The sequence below is a fragment of the Luteimonas terrae genome (assembly GCF_031457535.1).
GTDB lineage: Bacteria > Pseudomonadota > Gammaproteobacteria > Xanthomonadales > Xanthomonadaceae > Luteimonas > Luteimonas terrae_A.
Map to the genome: position 1 here is coordinate 75,970 of NZ_JAVDWO010000016.1, position 20,188 is coordinate 96,157.

General features: G+C 68.5%; 15 protein-coding genes. 7 read left to right on the forward strand and 8 right to left on the reverse strand.

The window, feature by feature from the left end:
- Positions 1–40: 40 nt before the first annotated feature.
- Entirely contained in the window at positions 41–610 is a 570-nt protein-coding gene (locus J2W68_RS16285) for a pseudouridine synthase (RefSeq protein ID WP_310237975.1), read from the reverse strand.
- 180 nt (positions 611–790) lie between these two features.
- Positions 791–1,645, reverse strand: coding sequence for a class I SAM-dependent methyltransferase (locus J2W68_RS16290; protein WP_310237978.1), 855 nt, complete (start codon positions 1,643–1,645; stop codon positions 791–793).
- Between the two features lie 180 nt (positions 1,646–1,825).
- Between J2W68_RS16290 and J2W68_RS16295 the strand changes: the two genes are divergently transcribed.
- Positions 1,826–2,776 carry an aldo/keto reductase gene (locus J2W68_RS16295; RefSeq protein ID WP_310237980.1) on the forward strand — a complete coding sequence of 317 codons (951 nt, stop codon included), beginning with the start codon at positions 1,826–1,828 and terminating at the stop codon, positions 2,774–2,776.
- A gap of 85 nt (positions 2,777–2,861) precedes the next feature.
- Positions 2,862–3,887 carry an NADP-dependent oxidoreductase gene (locus J2W68_RS16300; protein ID WP_310237983.1) on the forward strand — a complete coding sequence of 342 codons (1,026 nt, stop codon included), beginning with the start codon at positions 2,862–2,864 and terminating at the stop codon, positions 3,885–3,887.
- A gap of 643 nt (positions 3,888–4,530) precedes the next feature.
- Here the strand turns inward: J2W68_RS16300 and J2W68_RS16305 are convergent.
- Positions 4,531–5,583: a LysR substrate-binding domain-containing protein gene (locus J2W68_RS16305; RefSeq protein WP_430539761.1), complete on the reverse strand. Its 1,053-nt coding sequence runs from the start codon at positions 5,581–5,583 to the stop codon at positions 4,531–4,533.
- A 393-nt stretch (positions 5,584–5,976) separates the two neighbouring features.
- Here J2W68_RS16305 and J2W68_RS16310 point away from each other — a divergent pair, with 393 nt between their 5' ends.
- The 5 genes from J2W68_RS16310 (at position 5,977) to J2W68_RS16330 (ending at position 13,688) form a co-directional block, all read left to right on the forward strand.
- Positions 5,977–6,795 carry an NAD-dependent epimerase/dehydratase family protein gene (locus tag J2W68_RS16310; protein WP_310237984.1) on the forward strand — a complete coding sequence of 273 codons (819 nt, stop codon included), beginning with the start codon at positions 5,977–5,979 and terminating at the stop codon, positions 6,793–6,795.
- The gene (locus J2W68_RS16315) at positions 6,792–7,976 is read left to right on the forward strand and encodes an efflux RND transporter periplasmic adaptor subunit (RefSeq protein ID WP_310237987.1); all 1,185 of its coding nucleotides are present in this window, start codon (positions 6,792–6,794) and stop codon (positions 7,974–7,976) included. Before J2W68_RS16310 ends, J2W68_RS16315 begins: the two co-directional genes overlap by 4 nt.
- Before the next feature lie 225 nt (positions 7,977–8,201).
- Positions 8,202–11,387: an efflux RND transporter permease subunit gene (locus J2W68_RS16320; RefSeq protein WP_310237990.1), complete on the forward strand. Its 3,186-nt coding sequence runs from the start codon at positions 8,202–8,204 to the stop codon at positions 11,385–11,387.
- Between the two features lie 100 nt (positions 11,388–11,487).
- Complete coding sequence (locus J2W68_RS16325; protein WP_310237993.1) at positions 11,488–12,237, forward strand: SDR family oxidoreductase; 750 nt, start codon at positions 11,488–11,490, stop codon at positions 12,235–12,237.
- Positions 12,237–13,688, forward strand: a complete 1,452-nt coding sequence (locus tag J2W68_RS16330) for an efflux transporter outer membrane subunit (RefSeq protein ID WP_310237995.1) — start codon at positions 12,237–12,239, stop codon at positions 13,686–13,688. Before J2W68_RS16325 ends, J2W68_RS16330 begins: the two co-directional genes overlap by 1 nt.
- Positions 13,689–13,905: 217 nt before the next feature.
- Here J2W68_RS16330 and htpG read toward each other — a convergent pair whose 3' ends face one another.
- From htpG to J2W68_RS16355, 5 genes are all read right to left on the reverse strand, one after another.
- Positions 13,906–15,807, reverse strand: a complete 1,902-nt coding sequence (gene htpG / locus J2W68_RS16335) for a molecular chaperone HtpG (protein ID WP_310237997.1) — start codon at positions 15,805–15,807, stop codon at positions 13,906–13,908.
- Between the two features lie 218 nt (positions 15,808–16,025).
- Positions 16,026–16,442 carry a DUF1801 domain-containing protein gene (locus J2W68_RS16340; protein WP_310238000.1) on the reverse strand — a complete coding sequence of 139 codons (417 nt, stop codon included), beginning with the start codon at positions 16,440–16,442 and terminating at the stop codon, positions 16,026–16,028.
- 65 nt (positions 16,443–16,507) lie between these two features.
- On the reverse strand, positions 16,508–18,406 hold the full coding sequence (locus tag J2W68_RS16345; protein ID WP_310238001.1) for an SLC13 family permease: 1,899 nt from the start codon (positions 18,404–18,406) through the stop codon (positions 16,508–16,510).
- A 111-nt stretch (positions 18,407–18,517) separates the two neighbouring features.
- A complete protein-coding gene (locus tag J2W68_RS16350; RefSeq protein WP_310238003.1) occupies positions 18,518–19,108 on the reverse strand; it encodes a cytochrome b in 591 nt (196 codons plus the stop codon).
- Positions 19,105–20,187 carry a catalase family peroxidase gene (locus tag J2W68_RS16355; protein ID WP_310238006.1) on the reverse strand — a complete coding sequence of 361 codons (1,083 nt, stop codon included), beginning with the start codon at positions 20,185–20,187 and terminating at the stop codon, positions 19,105–19,107. Before J2W68_RS16355 ends, J2W68_RS16350 begins: the two co-directional genes overlap by 4 nt.
- Between the last annotated feature and the right edge of the window lies 1 nt (position 20,188).

Below are 20,188 nucleotides of genomic sequence, written 5' to 3' on the forward strand. Positions count from 1 at the left end.
CAGCCGCGCGCTGTCCGCCCGGCACGTTACCAGAAACCGGTCAGTCGCGGATGCGGGCGGGGCCGGTGGTGGGGTCGAGCGCCTGCCATGCACCGGGCGCCAGATCACCCAGCGCCCAGCCGCCGATCGCCACCCGCACCAGCCGCAGCGTCGGCAGGCCGACCGCCGCGGTCATGCGACGGACCTGGCGATTGCGGCCTTCGTGGATGGTGAGTTCCAGCCAAGCGTCGGGCACGGTCTTGCGGAAGCGTACCGGCGGATCGCGCGGCCACAGTGCCGGCGGCGACGCGAGCAGCGCCACCTGCGCCGGGCGCGTGGGTCCATCGTTGAGCGTCACACCATCGCGCAGCGCCTGCAGCTGGTCCGGCGACGGCGCGCCTTCCACCTGCACCCGGTAGGTCTTGGGCAGCTTGTGGCGCGGATCGGTGATCCGGTGCGCCAGCGTGCCGTCGTCGGTCAGCAGCAGCAGACCTTCACTGTCGTGATCGAGACGGCCGGCGGCATACACATCGGCCGGCAGGCCGAAACTGGCCAGCGTGGGACGCGGCGGCGTGCTGCGGTCGGTGAACTGGCAGAGCACGCCGTAGGGTTTGTTGAAGGCGATGAGCATGGGATTGGGAATTCGGGATTGGGTATTCGTAAAAGCCGGAACGCGCGCAATCTTCAGATGCCCTTGCGCTCTGAAGAAGAGCCGGCGGAGGCTGCGCATATGTACGGGCCCGCCGCCCTTACGAATCCCTACTCCCCGCTTTCAACGGACGAATGTCCGGTCATCCCCAATCCCGGCCCATCACGGCTTCACAAACCGCAGCGTCATCCGGTCGCTCTCGCCGATCTGGGTGTACTTCGCCGCGTCCGCGGCATCGTGTCGGTTCGACGGCGGCAGCATCCACACGCCGTTGGGATGGTCGCGGGTGTCCTTCGGATTCGCGTTGACCTCGCTGCTGCCGTCGACGCGGAAACCCGCGGCCTGCGCCAGCGCGATGACCTGCGACGTGCCGACGTAACCGCTGCGGTCGTCGGACGGGACGTCCGCCTTCGCGCGATGCTCGACCACGCCCAGCACGCCACCCGGCCGCAGCACGTCGTAGAAACCCTTGAACATCGCCTCGGCCTGGCCAGACATGCGCCAGTTGTGCACATTGCGGAACGTCAGCACGACATCGGCCGAGTTCGACGGTCCGAAACGCGGCGCGGTGGGATCGAACTCCACCATGCGCGCGCGATCGAACTGCAGCGGTGCGGCGTCGAAGCGGGCCTGCAAGCCTTCGCGCTGGCTCGTCTGGTAATCGCGGCCACGGCCTTCGGCGACGCTCGCCGGATCGACCATCGCGGCGATGTAACGGCCGTTGTCGCGCAGATACGGCGCCAGCACTTCGGCGTACCAGGCGCCGCTGCCAGGTGTGACTTCGATGACCGTCTGTTCCGGACGCACGCCGAAGAACGCCAGCGTCTCGCGTGGATGGCGGTACTGATCACGCGCGCGGTTCTCGGCGCTGCGCCAGTCGCCGGCGAGCGCCGTATCGAGGCGGGCGACATTGTTGGAATCGAGGTCGGCGGCCGAATCGGCAGGCACCTGCGGCGCACTGGCGCAGCCGGCGAGGGCGATCAGGGCGATGGCGCAGAACGACAAGCTGCGTTGCATGGGCGGAACTCCGGACGCGGACGTGGCGCAAGGGTGCCACAAGCCGCGTGGCGAACGTTGCCGTCCGTCGCGCTGTGCGCGAGGCGGGGACGCCGGAACACAGCTTTGCGCGCTCGGTGGTGTCGTGCGCGCGGAACGCCTGCCTATGCTGGGGCCATTCTTTAATGTACGGAGCGGCACATGTCGGAACGCGAACTCGGACGCTCGGGACTCAAGGTCTCGCCACTGGCGTTCGGAGGCAACGTCTTCGGCTGGAGCGCCGACGCGGCGACGACGCATGCGCTGCTCGACGAATGCGTCGCGCTGGGGCTCAATCTCGTCGACACCGCGGATGCCTACTCGGCCTGGGTCGACGGTAACCAGGGCGGCGAATCGGAAACGCTGATCGGCCAGTGGCTGCAGAAGAGCGGCCAACGCGAGCGCGTGGTGATCGCCACCAAGGTCGCCAAGTGGACCCAGCGCAAGGGACTGTCGCCGGCCAACATCCAGGCCGCGTGCGAGGACTCGCTGCGACGCCTGCAGACCGATGTCATCGATCTCTACCAGGCGCACGAGGACGACCCCACGGTGCCGCTGGCAGACACGCTCGGCGCGTTCTCGCGACTGATCGAGCAGGGCAAGGTGCGCGCGATCGGCGCGTCGAACTACACCGCGCCGCGCCTGGCCGAAGCGCTGGACGTGGCCAGGCGCCACAACCTGCCGCGCTACGAGACCCTGCAGCCCGAGTACAACCTCGTCGACCGTGCCGGCTATGAAGCCGCGCTGGAACCGCTGGTGCGCGAGCACGGGTTGGGTGTGATCGGCTATTACTCGCTCGCGAGCGGCTTTCTCAGCGGCAAATACCGCACCGACGCCGATGCCGCGAAGAGCAGCGCGCGCGGCGCGCAGGTGGTGAAGCAGTACCTCAATGCACGCGGCAAGCGCGTGCTCGCCGCACTCGACGATGCCGCGTGCCGACACGCGGCGACCGTGGCCCAGGTCGCCTTGGCGTGGCTGATCGCACGACCCGGCGTAACCGCGCCGATCGTCAGCGCGACCAGCATCGCCCAGCTGCGGGAACTGGCTGCGGCCCGCACGCTGCTGCTGTCGAAGGCTGACATCGCCGCGCTCGACTCCGCCAGCGCAGGATGAGCGACACCTCGGCGCGCAGCGGTGTTTGACGGTGCTGCACGCATGCATGCGCTATGAAGGGTCTCCAATCGAACAGGCCGACCCGATGAGCGACTCCACCGCCACCCGCATCGTCCTCGCCTCGCGACCCGAAGGCGCGCCCACCACCGACGACTTCCGGGTCGAGACCTTCCAGCTACCCACGCCGCGCAACGGCCAGGTGCTGTTGCGCAATCGCTGGCTGTCGCTCGACCCCTACATGCGCGGCCGCATGAACGCTGGTCGCTCCTACGCAGCGCCGGTCGAGATCGGCGAGGTCATGGATGGCGGCACGATTTCGGAGGTCGTGGAATCGCTGCATCCCGCCTGGTCGCCCGGCGATCTCGTGCTTGCCCATGCTGGCTGGCAGACGCACGCCATCGTCGATGGCGAAAGCCTGCGCCGCAAGCTCGACCCCGCCGGCCTGCCGGTGCAGACCGCACTCGGCGTGCACGGCATGCCCGGCTTCACCGCCTACGCCGGCCTCCACGAGATCGGCAAGCCGCAGCACGGCGAAACCGTGGTCGTCGCCGCGGCCAGCGGACCGGTGGGGGCGACCGTCGGCCAGATCGCCAAACTCCACGGCGCGCGCGCTGTCGGTATCGCGGGTGGACCGGACAAGGTCGCGCACGTGCGCGACGAGCTCGGCTTCGACGTCGCCCTCGACCACCGCGCCGACGACTTCGCCCAGCAGCTCGAGGCCGCGTGTCCGGGCGGCATCGACGTCTACTTCGAGAACGTCGGCGGCAAGGTGTTCGACGCCGTGCTGCCCCTGCTCAATGATTTCGCCCGCGTTCCCGTGTGTGGCCTCGTTGCCCACTACAACGACACCGCGCCACCGGCCGGTCCTGATCGCGTGCCGCAACTGATGGGCCTGATCCTGAGCCGGCACCTGACGGTGCGCGGCTTCATCCAGCGCGATTTCATCGCGCTCTATCCCGAGTTCGTGCGCGAGATGGCGCAGTGGTTGCGCGATGGACGCGTGCGGTATCGGGAGGACGTCGTGCAGGGTCTGGAGAACGCGCCGGAGGCGTTCATCGGGATGTTGGCGGGGAAGAATTTCGGGAAGTTGCTGGTGAAGCTGGGCGGTTAATTGTTTGCGCTGCGCGCTTTTCGCCTCTGCTTTCCGCTTTCGATCTTCGAAACGCCGTCGCCCATGTGCGCAGACCTGTAGGGCGCCGCACATGGATGTGCGGTGTCTTTCGACTGAGCCGGCATGGCGAGTCGGAAAATCCCGGAACAAGTGACACGCCGGGTGAGCTCCGTCGGGGCTGGCCCTTTTCTTTGGTTCCGTTTCTTTGACTCGCATCTTCGATGCTCGCCCCTTCGGGGCCGGCTTCGCCGTGCGCACTGCGTGCGTGGGCAGCAAAAGAAATGAACCCGCTCGCCGCAGGGGAGTGGAAGCGTTTGATATTGATGTTTGCTTCTGCTTCCGAAGCATCCCACCGCTAGCAGAACAAGATCACACGCTTTCGTCCGCTGACGCGGCCGAGTTCATTTCTTTTGGTGGACGCCAAAAGAAACGGAACCAAAGAAAAACGTCTCCCCGAAACGTCCGAAGCCCGCGACTTGTTGTGCACAGGGATTTTCCGACTCGGCATCCTGCCTCGGTCGGAAAACACCGCCCATCCATGGGCGGCGCCCTCCGGGTTTGAATCGGGTGCGATCCGTTAAGAGGATCAAAATCTCAGAGCGAAGCAGAGTAGGCAGGCGGCCTTTGGCGCGTGCCGACACCATTACCTGCCGACCGGCACAACTTCTTCCTCGACATCCACCGCCGGCGCCACCGCCCGTCGCGTCGCCTTCTCCAGCTGCGCGAGCGCGACCTTGCCCGCGGCCTTGGCCTCCATCGCCTGCTGCTGCACCTTGCACAGCGTCTGCATGTGGTCGGCGTCGAAGTTCAGGCGGTCGATCAGGAAATCCACGAACGCGCGGACCTTCGGCGAGACCAGACGGCCGCCGGGAAAGACCGCATTGAAGTCGACTTCCGGACCGGTCCACCCGGCGAGCACACGCTGCACCATGCCGGCTTCGACGAAGGCCTTGGCCATCACGTCGCCGGTCAGCATCAGGCCTTCGCCCTTGATCAGGGCCCAGTTGAGCGCGGCGGGATCGTTGGCGACGAGCTGCGGGTTGACCGGGAAATCGCGCAGCGCGCGACCGTCGGTCAAGGACCAGACGAAGCGGTTGTTCGCGTTGTGGCTCTTGCGCATCACCAGCGTACGGTGGTGCTGCAGGTCGTCGGGGTGCAGCGGTTCGCCGTGCTGCTCGATATAGGACTGGCTGGCGAACACCTGCGTGCGCAGGCTGCCGAGCTTGCGGGCGACGAGGTTGGAATCGGGCAGGGTGCCGATGCGCAGGGCGAGATCGGCTTCGCCTGCAATCAGGTCGAGCTTCTCGTTGCCCATGTGCATGTCGAGCTGGATCTCGGGGTACTGCGCCTGGAAGTCGCCGAGCAGCGGCGCGATCCAGGTGATGCCGATCGAGTACGGCACGGTGAAACGCAGCCAGCCGCGTGGGCCGGACTGCAGCTGCGCGACGGCGCTCTCGGCGTCTTCGAGTCCGCGCGCGATGCGCTGGCAGTGCTCGTGATAGACGCTGCCGGCCTCGGTCAGGCCGAGCCGGCGCGTGGTGCGGTTGAGCAGGCGCGCGCCGAGTCGCTGTTCGAGTTCCTGGACCTTGCGGCTGACGGTGGTCTTGGGCAGCCCCAGCGCGTTGGCGGCCGCGATGAAGCTGCCCTGCTCGACCACCTTGACGAAGATCAGGGTCTCGTTGAGATCGTGTGCCATGTGGAACTCCTGGAGCGGGCGCGCGCACGGTGCGCGGAAGATTGGACCGTGACGGGGATAATTATTCCCTCGAATAGGGACTAATCAAGTCCCCTTTCGAGGCGGATGATCTGCGGCATCCCCCGAGTCGACGCCGCCCATGTCCGTCCCACGTCCCGCCGCGCCCCCTGCGAAACGTCCTGCGACCGCCCCCGCGCGTCGCCGCGGACCGCATATGGAAATCCCGCCGAATCAATCGTCTAGCGCACGGATCGCGACCCCGAAGCGGCTGCAGGCCGGGCACGCGGGCTGGGGCTGGCTGTGGTCGTGGCTGCCTGGCAACACCCGTCTCCGCAGTGCCCCGGCGTCGATCGAAGCGCGGTTTTCGGGAGACAAAATCCCATGAAAGGGACAATGAAGGCGCCTTTGGTGATTGTGGGCGCCACCGGGATGGTCGGAACGCGCCTGGTTGCGCAGGCCCTGGCTGCCGGACGCCGCACGATCGCGATCGCCAATGACGCCGATGCGCTCGATCGTCTGCAGGCCCGGTACGGCGCCGCGCTGACCACACTGTTCGCCGATATCCGCAGTGACGGTGACGCCGCCGATCTCGCCGCGCGCCTGCGTGCATTGCCTGGCCCGGCACCGGGCGCGGTGATCGCGGCGATCCGCGGCGCCGCCGGCAGCCAGCGGGTGCTCGATGCGCCTGCCGACTTCCTGCGTCGTCGCCTGGACGAAGACCTGCTGCCGCATCTGTCGATCGCGCGCCATCTGCTGCCCATGCTCGCCACGCAACCGCGCGCCGGGTACGTGCTGATCGGCGGCCCGGGCGCGGACCATCCGTGGTCCGGTTACGGCCATCACTCGATCGGTGCGTCCGCGCTGCGGATGCTCGCGCGGGTGCTGCACGAAGAAGCCCGCACCCTCCCGGTGCGCGTGCAGATGCTCGCCGTCGATTCGCCGGTGCGCTGCGATGCCAACGCGGCGACTGCGCGCGCGCAGTGGCCGGATGTCGACGCGATCGCCGACCACGCGCTGCGCCTGGTCGATGGCGCCGCGAACGCCGACGTCGCCCTGGTGCGCTTTCCGATCGGCGCCGCCGTGCGCCCGCCCGGCCTGTCTGACGACCTCGACGTCGGTCCCTGCGCGCCCCCCACGCAACACCAGACCGACGCCAGCGCGCTGCTGCGTCGCCTCGCCACTGCCGCCTCCCCCCAGGAATCCCGCTCATGATCCGCACCCACCTCACACCGCGCGCGTGGCGCGCCCTCGCCGCGACCGGCCTGGCCGTTGCCGTAGCGCTCGTCGTCGCCGGTTGCGACACCCAGGCCCAGGACCAGAACCAGCCGCCACCGCCGGATGTCGGCGTCGCCGCCGTGCTGTCGGAACAGGTGCAGGACTGGAACGACGCCACCGGCCGCATCGCCGCGGTCGAAAGCGTCGAGTTGCGCCCGCGGGTCAGCGGTTACGTGCAGCGCGTGGCCTATGCCGAAGGTGATGAGGTGAAGCAGGGCGATCTGCTGTTCGTCATCGATCCGCGGCCGTACCGCGCCGCGCTGCAGCGTGCGGAAGCCGAACTGGCCCGCGCCCGCGCTGATGCCCAGCTGGCGACCACGCGTCACGCACGCGCACAGCAGCTGATCGATGCCAGCGCGATCTCGCGCGATGATTTCGAAGCCCGCAGCGCCGGTCGCGCCGAAGCCGAAGCCGCGGTCCGCGGCGCCCAGGCCGCGGTCGAAACCGCGCGCCTGGATCTGGCGTTCACTGAAGTGCGTGCGCCGGTCGCAGGCCGCGCCGGCCGCGCGATGCTGACCACTGGCAACCTCGCCCAGGCCGATGCGTCGATGCTGACCACCCTGGTCTCGCAGGATCCGGTGCACGTCTACTTCGAAACCGACGAGCGCACCTATCTGCGGCACCAGGCGATGTCGCGCGAAGGGACACGCACCAACGTCGACAACGCGGTGCGCGTGGGTCTGGCCGACGAGACCGGCTATCCGCATGCCGGCACCGTCGACTTCCTCGACAACCAGATCGATCCGGCCACCGGCACCGTGCGCGCCCGCGCCGTGCTGCCGAATCCCGACCGTCGTTTCACCCCCGGCATGTTCGCCCGTGTGCAGCTGGAAGGCGCGGCCGCGCGGCCGGCGATCCTGATCGACGACAAGGCCGTGATCACCGACCAGGACCGCAAGTTCGTCTACGTCGTCGGCGAGGACAACACCGCGCAGCGCCGCGACATCGTGCCGGGTCGCATCGTCGAAGGCCTGCGTGTCGTCGAGTCGGGCCTGGCCGCAGGTGATCGCGTGATCGTCAACGGCGTGCAGAAGGTCTTCATGCCGGGCATGCCGGTCGCGCCGAAGGCGGTCGCGATGCGTGGTGGTGCCCCGATCGAGGCGGTCGCGAAGCGCTGACGCGCGCCCAGCTCGCAGAACAGTCAGACCGTCATTCCCGCGTAGGCGGGAGGCGCTTTTCAACAGCGTTTTCCGCTGTTCATCCAGGGACTTTGCTTTCGAGTCCTACGTCCATGGATGACCAGCCATTCGGCTGTTGAAGAGCAATTCCCGCCTGCGCGGGGATGACGGGATCGTTTTTCCCGCTTTCTCTGCGGCCTCCGCGCCGCCCACAAGGATTTCCCCGTGGACTTCTCCCGCTTCTTCATCGACCGGCCGATCTTCGCCGCGGTGCTGTCGATCCTGATCTTCGCCGGTGGCCTGATCGCCATCCCGCTGCTGCCGATCGGCGAGTACCCGGAGGTCGTGCCGCCCTCGGTGGTCGTGCGCACCGTGTATCCCGGTGCCAACCCGAAGGTGATCGCCGAAACCGTGGCGACGCCGCTCGAGGAAGCCATCAACGGCGTCGAGGACATGATGTACATCAAGTCCGTCGCCGGCTCCGACGGCGTGCTGCAGCTCACCGTGACCTTCAAGCCCGGCACCGATGCCGACGAGGCCGCGGTGCGCGTGCAGAACCGCGTGGCGCAGGCGCAGGCGCGATTGCCCGAGGACGTCCGACGGCAGGGCGTGACCACGCAGAAGCAGTCGCCGGTGTTCCTGATGGTCGTGCATCTGACCTCGGAGGACGGCCGCTACGACTCGCTGTATCTGCGCAATTACATGCGCCTGCACGTCAAGGACGAGATGGCCAAGATCACCGGCGTCGGCGATGCGCAGCTGTTCGGTGGCGGCGATTACGCGATGCGTCTGTGGCTGGACCCCGACAAGATCGCCGCACGCGGCATGACCGCGAGCGACGTGGTGCGCGCGGTTCGCGAACAGAACGTGCAGGTCTCCGCTGGCCAGCTCGGCGCCGAGCCGATGCCCAACGGCAGCGATTTCCTGTTGCCGATCAACGCCAAGGGCAGGCTCGAGACCGTCGAGGAGTTCGGCGCCATCGTGCTGAAGTCCGGCGCCGACGGTGAACTCGTGCGCCTGGCCGATGTCGCCCGCATCGAACTCGCTGCCGGCGACTACACGCTGCGTGCGCGCCTCGACGGCAAGAACGCCGCGGCGATCGGCATCTTCCAGGCGCCGGGTGCGAACGCACTCGACATTCGCGACGGTGTCGTCGCGAAGATGGACGAGCTGCGCCCGCAGCTGCCGCCCGGCGTGCAGATCCAGTCGATCTACGACACCACGATCTTCGTCCGCGATTCGATCAAGTCGGTCGTCGTCACCCTGCTCGAAGCGACGCTGCTGGTGGTGCTGGTGGTGATCCTGTTCCTGCAGACCTGGCGCGCGTCGATCATCCCGTTGATTGCTGTCCCGGTGTCCATCGTCGGCACGTTCGCGGTGCTGTACCTGCTGGGCTACTCGATCAACACGCTGACCCTGTTCGGTCTTGTTCTGGCGATCGGCATCGTGGTCGACGACGCGATCGTCGTGGTCGAGAACGTCGAGCGCCACATCGAACTCGGCGCGGCGCCGCTCGAGGCCGCGCACCGGGCCATGCGCGAGGTGTCGGGGCCGATCATCGCGATCACCCTGGTGCTGTGCGCGGTGTTCGTGCCGATGGCATTCCTGACCGGCGTCACCGGACAGTTCTACAAGCAGTTCGCGGTCACCATCGCGATCGCCACGGCCATCTCCGGCCTGAACTCGCTGACCCTGTCGCCGGCGCTCGCGGCGATCCTGCTGCGCTCGCACGACGCGCCCAAGGACCGCGCCTCGCGCCTGATCGACCGGGCGTTCGGCTGGGCGTTCCGGCCGTTCAACCGCTTCTTCAACCGCAGCTCGGAGCGCTACGAAGGCGCGGTGTCGCGCGTGCTCGGCCGTCGCGGCGCGGTGTTCCTGGTCTATGCGGTGCTGCTGGTCGGCGCCGGCCTGATGTTCAAGGTGGTGCCGGCCGGCTTCATTCCGGTGCAGGACAAGCTGTACGTGATTGCCGGTGTGAAGATGCCGGAGGGCGCATCGATCGAGCGCACCGACGCGGTGCTGAAGAAAATGGCGGCACTCGCCAGTGAAGTGGACGGCGTCGCCAGCGAGATCGCGTTCCCCGGCCTCAACCCGCTGCAGTTCACCAATACGCCCAACAACGGTGTGATCTTCTTCACCCTCGATCCCTTCAGCGAGCGCGCGCGCAGCGCCGAGGAGATCACCGCCGAGCTCAACCAGAAGTTCTCGACGATCCAGGAAGGCTTCACCTTCGCCTTCATGCCGCCGCCGATCCAGGGCCTCGGCAACGGGTCGGGCTGGTCGCTGTTCGTCGAGGACCGCACGCGTCTGGGCTACGGCGAGCTGCAGGCCGCGGTGCAGGCGTTCCAGGGCGCGGCGATGCAGACGCCGGGCCTCGGCTATCCGATCAGCAGCTACCAGGCCAACGTGCCGCAGCTCGATGCCGACGTCGATCGCGAGAAGGCGAAGGCGCAGGGCGTGCCGCTGACCGAACTGTTCGACACGCTGCAGACGTATCTGGGTTCGGCCTACGTCAACGACTTCAACATGTTCGGCCGCACCTGGCAGGTCATCGCCCAGGCCGACGGCCAGTTCCGCGACGAGGTGGGCGACATCGCCAACCTGCGCACGCGCAATGCGGCGGGCGAGATGGTGCCGGTGGGTTCGATGGTGAACGTGCGCCAGACCTATGGGCCGGACCCGGTGATCCGCTTCAACGGCTATCCCGCCGCCGATCTGCTGGGCGATGCCGACCCGCGCGTGCTGTCGTCGGGTGAAGCCATGGCCAAGGTCACCGAGCTCGCCGGGCAGGTGCTGCCGGCCGGCATGGGCATCGGCTGGAGCGACCTGAGCTACCAGCAGTCGAACCAGAGCGGCGCGGCCATGGTGGTGTTCCCGCTCGCGGTGCTGCTGGCGTTCCTCGTGCTCGCGGCGTTGTACGAGAGCTGGTCGCTGCCGCTGGCGGTGATCCTGATCGTGCCGATGACGCTGCTGTCCGCCCTGTTCGGCGTGTGGCTGGCGGGCGGCGACAACAACGTGTTCGTGCAGGTGGGCCTGGTCGTGCTGATGGGGCTGGCGTGCAAGAACGCGATCCTGATCGTCGAGTTCGCCCGCGAACTGGAACTGCAGGGCAAGGGCATCGTCGAATCGGCGCTGGAAGCCAGCCGTCTGCGTCTGCGTCCGATCGTCATGACCTCGGTCGCCTTCATTGCCGGCACCGTGCCGCTGGTGCTGTCGACGGGTGCGGGTGCGGAAGTCCGCTCGATCACCGGCGTCACCGTATTCGCCGGCATGCTGGGCGTGACCCTGTTCGGCCTGTTCCTGACCCCGGTGTTCTACGTCGCACTGCGCAAGCTCGCGAACACGCCGCTGGTCTCGCACAAGCCGGTGCCGCCCGCGCACGACGTTGCAGACAAAGGTCTGCACGCATGACCGCCGCCGTTGCAGTGCGTCTCGCACACGTTCGCCGCTTCGAACCCGGCCGCGCCGACGCGCGCGGCCTCATCCCGCATCCCCATTCCAGGAGTCACGCATGAACACCTCGTCCCGCATCGCCCTCGTCACCGGCGCCACCCGCGGCATCGGTCTGGAAACCGTGCGCCAGCTCGCCGAAGCCGGCGTGCACACGCTGCTGGCCGGCCGCAATCGCGACAGGGCCGTCGAAGCCGCCTTGAAGCTGCAGGCCGACGGCCTGCCGGTCGAGGCCATCGCGCTCGATGTCACCGACGCCGCGAGCATCGCCGCGGCGGCGAAGGCCATCGAAGACCGCCACGGCCGGCTCGACATCCTGGTCAACAACGCCGGCATCCTCGCGGACGATGCGCAGCTCGGCGCCCCCGGCCAGTCGATCGAGACCTGGCGCACGACGTTCGAGACCAACGTGTTCGGCCTGATCGCCACCACCCAGGCGCTGCTGCCGTTGCTGCACACATCCAAGGCCGGTCGCATCGTCAACGTGTCCAGCCTGCTCGGCTCGATCAGCGAGCACCAGAACCCGGACTCCTCCATCTACGACTTCAAGGGCATCCCGGCCTACAACGTGTCCAAGAGCGCGGTGAACGCGTGGACCGTGCATCTGGCGCATGTGCTCAAGGACGCGGGCATCAAGGTCAATACGATCCATCCGGGCTACGTGCGCACCGACATGAACAAGGCCGGCGACGAACAGAACGGTGAACTCGAGGTCGCCGATGGCGCGCGCACCAGCGTGCGTCTGGCACTGATCGACGATGCCGGCCCGACCGGCGGTTACTTCTATCTCGACGAGGTGCTGCCGTGGTGATGCGTCCGCTGATCACGGTGCTGGCGACCGCCTTGCTCGCCGCCTGTGCCGTCGGCCCCGAGCACGTGCGGCCGTCGATGGCCGTGCCGGAGACGTTCGAAGGCGTGATCGCGCCAGATGCGACCGCCGCAACAAGCACAGCCGCGCCCGCCGTGACCGATACCGCGTTCTGGCAGGCGTTCGGCGACCCGCAATTGAATGCGCTGGTCGACGATACGCTGGCGGCAAACCACGACCTGCGCATCGCGCTCGCCCGCTATGACCGCGCGAACGCCTTGCTGCGTGGCACACGCTTCGATCAGTTTCCGACGATCGACGCCAGCGGCACGGCCGCGAGCAATCGCGCGAGTGCCGACCAGGCGCCCGGCGTACCCCGCGATGCACGCGCCACCGACAGCTTCGATATCGGCATCGGCGCGAGCTGGGAACTCGACCTGTTCGGCCGCGTCCGCCGCAGCGTCGAGGCCGGACGCGCCGACGTCGCCGCGAGTGCAGATGATCTGCGTGCGTTGCAGGTTGCGATCGTCGGCGAAGTGGCGACGGCGTATCTCGACCTGCGCGGGCTGCAGGAGCGCCTGCGCGTGGCGACCGAGAACGCCGGCAACCAGCAGCACACGCTGGCGCTGGTCGAGGCGCGTCGCAATGCCGGACAGGACAGTGACTTCGACAGCGCGCGCGCCTCGGCCCAGGCCGCATCGACCGCGTCTCGCATTCCAGGGCTGGAAGCCGAGATCGCCGTCGCGACCCGCCGCATCGCCGTGCTCACCGGACGCACGCCCGATGCATTGCGCGCGCAGCTGAGCGTCGCGCGTGCATTACCGGCCGTGCCGCGTTCGATCGATCCCGGCACGCCGGCCGACGTGCTGCGTCTACGCCCCGATGTTTCCGCGGCCGAACATCGCCTGCACTCGGCGACCGCGCGTGTGGGCGTCGCTACGGCCGACCTGTTCCCGCGACTCACGCTGGGCGGCCTGATCGGCAGCCAGGCCGGCGACATCGACGCGCTGTTCGGCCGTGACAGCGAGACGCGCCTCGTCGCACTGGGCATCGACTGGTCCTTCCTCGACATCGGCCGCGTGCGCGCACGCATTGCCGCGGCGGACGCAGACGCCTCGATGGAACTCGCGCGCTACCAGCAGACCGTGCTGCGCGCACTCGAAGACACCGGCAATGCCCTGGTGCGCTTCGACCGCGCCCACGACGCCGATGTCGAACTCGAACGCGCCGCCCGCGACAGCGCCCGCGCCGCCCAGCTTGCGCGCATGCGCTTCGATGCTGGCGGCACCAGCCTGCTGGAAGTCCTGGATGCCGAACGTACCCAGCTGCAGGCCGAAGACGCCTTCGCCGCCGGTCGCACACGCACTGCGACCGATGCGGTGGGGCTGTACCGCGCATTGGCCGGCGGTTGGCCGCAGAGCTTGCCGGCGCGGGAGACCGCGGGGATGCGGTAGGGAGGGTCTGAATAACTGCCGTCATCCCCGCGAAGGCGGGGATCCAGTGACTTCAAGCCTTTGAAAACCAAAGACGCTGGATTCCCGCCTTCGCGGGAATGACGGCTAAAAGCCGAATTGCTCAGACCTTCCTTAGTGGGAAGCCCTCCCCCGCGTACGGGGGAGGGCTAGAGAGGTCATGACGAGGCGGATGACTGTTCCGGCTCCAGGGGCCGGCTCAACCGCCCAGCAGCACCCGGTTCATCCGCTGCACGAACGCCGCCGGATCCGGCAGTGGCGCACCCGCGGCGATCTCGGCCTGCTCCAGCAGCAGCGTCGCCAGATCGGTCGCCTTCGCATCGTCGGCTTCGCCTTCGATCCGCTGCAGCAGGGCGTGCTGCGGATTGACTTCGAGGGTCGGCTTGCTGTCCGGCACGTCCTGGCCGGCTTCGCGTAGCAGGCGGGCGAGGTGTGGGGCCATTTCGTAGTCGGCCAGCGCCAGGCACGACGGCGAATCGGTCAGGCGCGCGGACACGCGCACGTCGCCCACGCGATCATCGAGCAGGCGCTTGATCTTCTCGATCAGTGGTGCAGCGGCGGTGGCCGCTTCTTCCTGCTTGGCCTTGTCCGCCTCGTCGAGCGGCAGCTCGCCCTTGGCGACGTTCTTCATCGACTTGCCCGCGTACTCGTGCAGGCTGCCGAGCATCCATTCGTCGATGCGGTCGAACATCAGCAGCACTTCGATGTCCTTGGCGCGGAAGGCTTCGAGTTGCGGGCTGCCGGCAGCGGCCTTGTAGCCGTCGGCGGTGATGTACCAGATGGTGTCCTGGCCGACGGCCATGCGGCCGACGTAGTCGTCGAGCGACACGGTCTGCGACGCGCCGTCACCCTTGGTCGAGGCGAAGCGCAGGATCTTGGCGATGCGCTCGCGGTTGCTGGCGTCTTCGACGATGCCTTCTTTCAGCGTATTGCCGAAGGCCTTGTAGAAGGCGGTGAACTTCTCGGGCTCGTCGCGCGCAAGCTTCTCGATCAGATCGAGCACCCGCTTCACGCAGGCGCCCTTGATGCGGTCGAGCTGGCGGTTGTGCTGCAGCAGTTCGCGGCTGACATTGAGCGGCAGATCGTCGGCATCGACGACGCCGCGTACGAAGCGCAGATAGTTCGGCAGCAGTTCTTCGGCCGCGTCCATGACGAACACGCGCTTGATATAGAGCTTCAGGCCCTTGCGCTCGTCGCGCCCGCCCATCATCAGGTCGAACGGCGGCTGCGACGGCAGATACAGCAGCGTGGTGAAGCTCTGGCTGCCTTCGACGCGGTTGTGGGTCCACGCGGCGGCGTCGTTGAAATCATGGCCGAGCGCCTTGTAGAAGCCCTGGTAATCCTCGTCGCTGATCTCGGACTTGGGCTTGGTCCACAGCGCCGACGCATCATTCGCGGTTTCCCATTCGGGCGCGGCGTCGGACTTGGCTTCGTCTTCGCCCTCGGCCGGCATCGGCGCGTCCTTGGGCATGCGGATCGGGAAGGCGACGTGGTCGGAATACTTGCGCACCAGCGAACGCAGCTTCCAGCCGTCAAGGAATTCGTCCTCGTCGGCCTTGAGGTGCAGCACGACGGTGGTGCCGCGCTCGGGCAGGGTCACCGCTTCCAGCGAATACTCGCCGCGGCCATCGCTTTCCCACTTCACGCCATCCTGCGGCGCGGCGCCGGCGTGGCGGGTCAGCACGGTCACGCGGTCAGCGACGACGAAGGCCGAATAGAAGCCCACGCCGAACTGGCCGATCAGACGCGCGTCGGCCTTCTGCTCGCCGCTCATCGCTTCGAGGAAGCGGCGCGTGCCGGAACTGGCGATGGTGCCGATGTTGGCGACCACATCGTCGCGGCTCATGCCGATGCCGGTGTCGCGGATCGTCACCGTGCGCGCCGCCTTGTCCCAGCTGACGTCGATGTGCAACTCGCTCGTTCCGGCCAGCAGGTCGGGATTGGCGATCGACTCGAAGCGCAGCTTGTCGCAGGCGTCGGAGGCGTTGGAGATCAGCTCGCGCAGGAAGATCTCCTTGTGCGAGTACAGCGAGTGCGTGACCAGGTGCAGGACCTGGGCGACTTCGGCTTCGAACTTGCGGGTTTCGGCAGGTGCGGTCATGCGTGCGGCGTCCGTGTGGCTGTGGTGCGAGCCGGGGATATTGGTGTGGATGGCCGGCTTTCAAGCGCCGGCCGGCGCAGCCAGTCCGACGCCTTGCGCCGGGCCGTGCTGCCCCGCGGACAACTGGGTCTTGCCTGCTGCCGCGCGCGGGGCTGGTCTCCCTCCATGGGGACTGCATCGTCCAGCGGGAACATCACGCCGGCCGCGTGGCTAGGTCCTCAGACGTGGGCGATCCACTGCCGCAACAGCGCCTGCACCGCGACGGCCTGGGTCTCGATCGCGGCACGGTCCGCGAACGTCAGCAGCGCGCGGTCCGGCGCGGGCCAGCGCAGCAGGCCCTGTGGATCGTCGATGGCGAGGCCGCCATCAGGCTGGGCGCGTGCCTTGGCGCCCCGATGCAGCACCAGACCGACGCCGGCTTTCAGGCGCAGCTGGGTGGTGGCGAAATACTCGGCGGTGCGCCAGCTGGGCGCATTCCACTTCACGCCCTCCGCGACGGTGGGATCGACGCCGAGCACCAGCGCGCGCAGCCGTTGCACGGCGTCGGCATGCGGATGGTCGAGCGTCGCCATGAAGGCGTCGACGGCCACGGATGTATCGGCCGGGGTGCTGTGCGGGATGCGGCGCGCGGACATGGCGACCTCCTGGAACGGACGCGACCCAGTGTGCCGGACGCCCCGTGCCGCGCCTGTCGTCGCATTTACAGCGGCCAGATCCACAGCAGCATCGGAATCGACACCAGCAGCACCAGCAGCTGCACCGGCAGGCCCAGACGCCAGTAGTCACTGAAGCGGAAACCGCCGGGGCCGAGGATCAGCGTGTTGTTCTGGTGGCCGATGGGCGTGAGGAAGGCGCAGGACGCGCCCACCGCGACCGCCATCAGATAGGGGTCTGCGTTGACGCCCAGCGTGCCGGCTGCGCCGATCGCGATCGGGCACATCACCGCCGCAGTGGCGGCGTTGTTCATCAGGTCCGACAGCGTCATGGTCACCACGAGGATCAGGACCAGGCCGATCACCGGATGGCCCTGGGCGACGCTTTCGAACAGCACGCGGGCGATCAGATCGGCGGTGCCGGTGGATTCCATCGCGCCGGCCACCGGGATCAGGGCCGCCAGCAGCACCACCACCGGCCAGTCGATTGCGCCATAGACCTCGCGCGGCGGCACCGTGCGCAGCGCCATCGAGGCAACCACGCCGGCCGCGAACGCCACCGCTGCAGGCACCAGCCCGGACGCTGTGGCGATGATGGCGCCGAGCAGGATCAATGCAGCGGTGATCGCCTTGCGCCGGTCGGGGATGCGCAGCGCCCGTTCGGCCAGCGGCACGCCGCCGAACTCGGCAGCGAACGCGGCGATCGCCGCCTGCGTGCCCTGCACCAGCAGCAGGTCGCCGTCCTGCAGGCGCTGCGAGCGCAGCCGCTTCCGCGACCGGTGGCCGGCGCGGGAAATCGCGAGCACGTTGATGCTGTAGCGGGTGCGCAGATCGAGTTCCGAGGCCGAGCGTCCGGCGAGGCCCGAGCCCGGCAGCACCGCGATTTCCTGCAGCACGATGTCGGCATGCGGCGTGCGCGCATCGTCGCTGCGCTCGTCCCGCGCCGTGTCTCCATCGGGCGCCGCGCCGTCGATCGGTGTTGGCGCAGTGTCATGCGCGTCGCTGTCGTTGCTGCCGGCATCGGTCGCGTCGGCGTCGTCCGGCTCCGGCTCCGAGGGCACGTCTTCCTCCAGCTTCGCCCCGAGCCGGGCGAGCACTTCGCTGAGCACGTCGGCGTCCGCCTCGATCACCAGGATGTCGTCGGCGCGCACCACGCGCGACGGATTGGGCGCATGCACGCGCAACTCCGCCTGGACCATGCCGACCACCTGCGCATCGTGTTCGTCGAGCAGCGTCTCGATCTCGCGCACGGTCTTGCCCACCGCCCGCGCGCCCTGGGGCACGCGCACCTCGGTCAGATATGCGCCGGGATCGAAGCCCTCCACCGCTGCCTCGCGCCGCACCGGCACCAGCTTCCAGCCACCGAGCACGAGCAGCAGCACGCCTGCCACTGCGACCGCCGCGCCGACCGGCGTGTAATCGAACATCGAGAACGGCGCGCCGCCCAGTTCCTGCCGGAAGCCGGACACGATGAGATTGGGCGGCGTGCCGATCAATGTGGTCATGCCGCCCAGGATCGAGCCGAACGCCAGCGGCATCAGCACCTGGCCCGGCGCGAGCGACTGCTTGCGGGCAATCTGCACCGCCACCGGCATCAACAGTGCCAGCGCGCCGACATTGTTCATGAAGGCCGAAAGCAGTGCCGCCAGTGCGGTCAGCGCGGCGATCGACAGCATCGGTCCGGCCTTGGACGGCAGTACCACGCGGGTCAGCGCGTCCACCGCGCCCGAGGTCTGCAGCCCCCGGCTGAGTACCAGCACGCAGGCTACCGTGATCACCGCGGGATGCCCGAAACCGGCGAACGCCTGCTCGGCGCCCACCAGCCCCACCGCCACACAGGCCAGCAACGAGGCCCCGGCCACCAGGTCGTGCCGCCAGCGGCCCCACAGGAACAGACCGACCGTGCAGGCCAGGATGACGAGGATCAGGATCTGGTCGGTCTGCATCGGGCAGTTCTGGACGAAACGACGCAGCCTAGAGCGCGGCCGGTGTCGGGCACGTCACAACGCGCCGCGCGCATGCATCGATGCGGTGCGCGCGACCAGAGGCGGCCATGCTCAAGGCGCGTCGACCTCCGCGGGCGTGACAGCGCGATCCTCATCCGGGCGCGGCCCCAGCGGCACGGGCGCCATCGTGCGATACACGCCGTCGCGGCGGACCCAGGCGTGATACAGCGCGGCGGCGAGATGCAGCAGGATCACCGCCAGCAGCGCGCGCGCCAGCCACGCGTGCGCGGCGCGCAGCAGGCTGTAGAACACGGGGTCGTGCGGCGCGATCGGCGGCAGGTGCACATCGCCCCACAGCACGACCGGATTGCCCGCCGCCGAGACCATCGCCCAGCCGATCAACGGCATCGCGAACATCAGCGCATACAGCGCGATATGCGACGCGTGCGCGGCGACGCGTTGCCAGCCCGGCAGATCGCGCGGCAGGTCCGGCACGCGCCGCCGCAGCCGATGGATCAGCCGCACGATCACCAGCACCAGCAGCGCGATGCCGATCGGCCGGTGCAGCATCAACAGCGACGGGCGCAGCGTCATCGACGACACCATTGCCACGCCCACGAACAGCATCGCCAGGATCAGCACCGCCATGCTCCAGTGCAGCACGCGGGCGAATGCATCGTGGCGGTCGGTCGGGGTGTTCATCGGGCGGCCTCCGCGGGCGGCGTGCCATCGACATCGGCGCCGCGTGCGACCTCGCGTTCGCGGCGATCGAAGGACTGCGCGTACACCGCCGCGCGCGCGGCGAGAATCGGATCGTCCGACAGCGCGACGCCGCCCGGCACGATGGTCGGATCGAAATTGAGATCGCGGCACGGGCCGCTGGCCTGGTCCTGCGCTTGCGTCAGCACCACCGTGCCGACGACCACCTGCTCGCGGCCCTCGGGCCACGGCGTGCTCGGATCGCTGGCGTCATCACCCGGGCCTGCGAGCGTCGCGACCATGTCCCAGCGCAGCGGCCCCGCCGCGAGCCGCGCGCGCAGTTCGTCCTGCAGATAATTGCCTTCCGCCGCCTCGCGCTGCGCGGCGGTCATCTCGACGAACGGCGCCTGCGGACGCATCGACCAGCGCACCAGCTGCTCGCCGCGATCACCGGCGAAGCGGTAGGCATGGATGCCGTTGTATTGCGTATTGGCGAAGCTGTCGGACCACGGCGCGGACTTCGCCCATGCGGCAAATCGCTGCGCTTCGGGGTGCTGCGCGGCGAACGCGGCCATGCGCTCGGGATCGGGCTTGCCGGTCGCCGGATCCGGCGCCGACGCGCGCGTCTGCTCGAAAAAGGTCTCGATCGACGCCGCACCGAAGAACGGAAAACTGTTCATCGCCATGCGCCATTCGCTGCCGTCGGCGCCGTTGAGCACCAGCGCCATGCTGCGCACGCGCGCCTGCGCGTCGAGGCCGTAGGGCGAGCCGCCGCCGATCGACATCCGGCCGAGCACCGGCGTGCCGGTGTCGGCGAACACACGGGCCCGGCTCAGGGCAGCTCCCTCCGGCGTGCCGTCGAAATGGCCGACGACGCAGATGCCCTTGGCGTGCGCGCGGCGGAACCCCGGATACGGCGTCGTCGACGTCGCCTCGATGGCGTCGGTCATGCGCGCAGCCGTGAGTCGATCCGGCGTGAGCCAGCCTGCGGTCCAGGCGAAGGCGCCGCCCACGGCGGCCACGATCGCCGCGATCGCGACATAGGCCCCGGTGCGGCGGCGGGGTGCGGGTGCTTGCGACATG

What these genes read in the sequence shown, in the direction of transcription:
- J2W68_RS16340 (WP_310238000.1), bottom strand. Translation starts at nt 16,442, where the DNA reads ATGTCCGCGCGCCGCATCCCGCACAGCACCCCGGCCGATACATCCGTG.
- J2W68_RS16330 (WP_310237995.1), top strand. Translation starts at nt 12,237, where the DNA reads ATGCGTCCGCTGATCACGGTGCTGGCGACCGCCTTGCTCGCCGCCTGT.
- J2W68_RS16300 (WP_310237983.1), top strand. Translation starts at nt 2,862, where the DNA reads ATGAGCGACTCCACCGCCACCCGCATCGTCCTCGCCTCGCGACCCGAA.
- J2W68_RS16325 (WP_310237993.1), top strand. Translation starts at nt 11,488, where the DNA reads ATGAACACCTCGTCCCGCATCGCCCTCGTCACCGGCGCCACCCGCGGC.
- htpG (WP_310237997.1), bottom strand. Translation starts at nt 15,807, where the DNA reads ATGACCGCACCTGCCGAAACCCGCAAGTTCGAAGCCGAAGTCGCCCAG.
- J2W68_RS16290 (WP_310237978.1), bottom strand. Translation starts at nt 1,645, where the DNA reads ATGCAACGCAGCTTGTCGTTCTGCGCCATCGCCCTGATCGCCCTCGCC.
- J2W68_RS16285 (WP_310237975.1), bottom strand. Translation starts at nt 610, where the DNA reads ATGCTCATCGCCTTCAACAAACCCTACGGCGTGCTCTGCCAGTTCACC.
- J2W68_RS16310 (WP_310237984.1), top strand. Translation starts at nt 5,977, where the DNA reads ATGAAGGCGCCTTTGGTGATTGTGGGCGCCACCGGGATGGTCGGAACG.
- J2W68_RS16295 (WP_310237980.1), top strand. Translation starts at nt 1,826, where the DNA reads ATGTCGGAACGCGAACTCGGACGCTCGGGACTCAAGGTCTCGCCACTG.
- J2W68_RS16355 (WP_310238006.1), bottom strand. Translation starts at nt 20,187, where the DNA reads ATGTCGCAAGCACCCGCACCCCGCCGCCGCACCGGGGCCTATGTCGCG.
- J2W68_RS16350 (WP_310238003.1), bottom strand. Translation starts at nt 19,108, where the DNA reads ATGAACACCCCGACCGACCGCCACGATGCATTCGCCCGCGTGCTGCAC.
- J2W68_RS16345 (WP_310238001.1), bottom strand. Translation starts at nt 18,406, where the DNA reads ATGCAGACCGACCAGATCCTGATCCTCGTCATCCTGGCCTGCACGGTC.
- J2W68_RS16315 (WP_310237987.1), top strand. Translation starts at nt 6,792, where the DNA reads ATGATCCGCACCCACCTCACACCGCGCGCGTGGCGCGCCCTCGCCGCG.
- J2W68_RS16305 (WP_430539761.1), bottom strand. Translation starts at nt 5,583, where the DNA reads ATGGCACACGATCTCAACGAGACCCTGATCTTCGTCAAGGTGGTCGAG.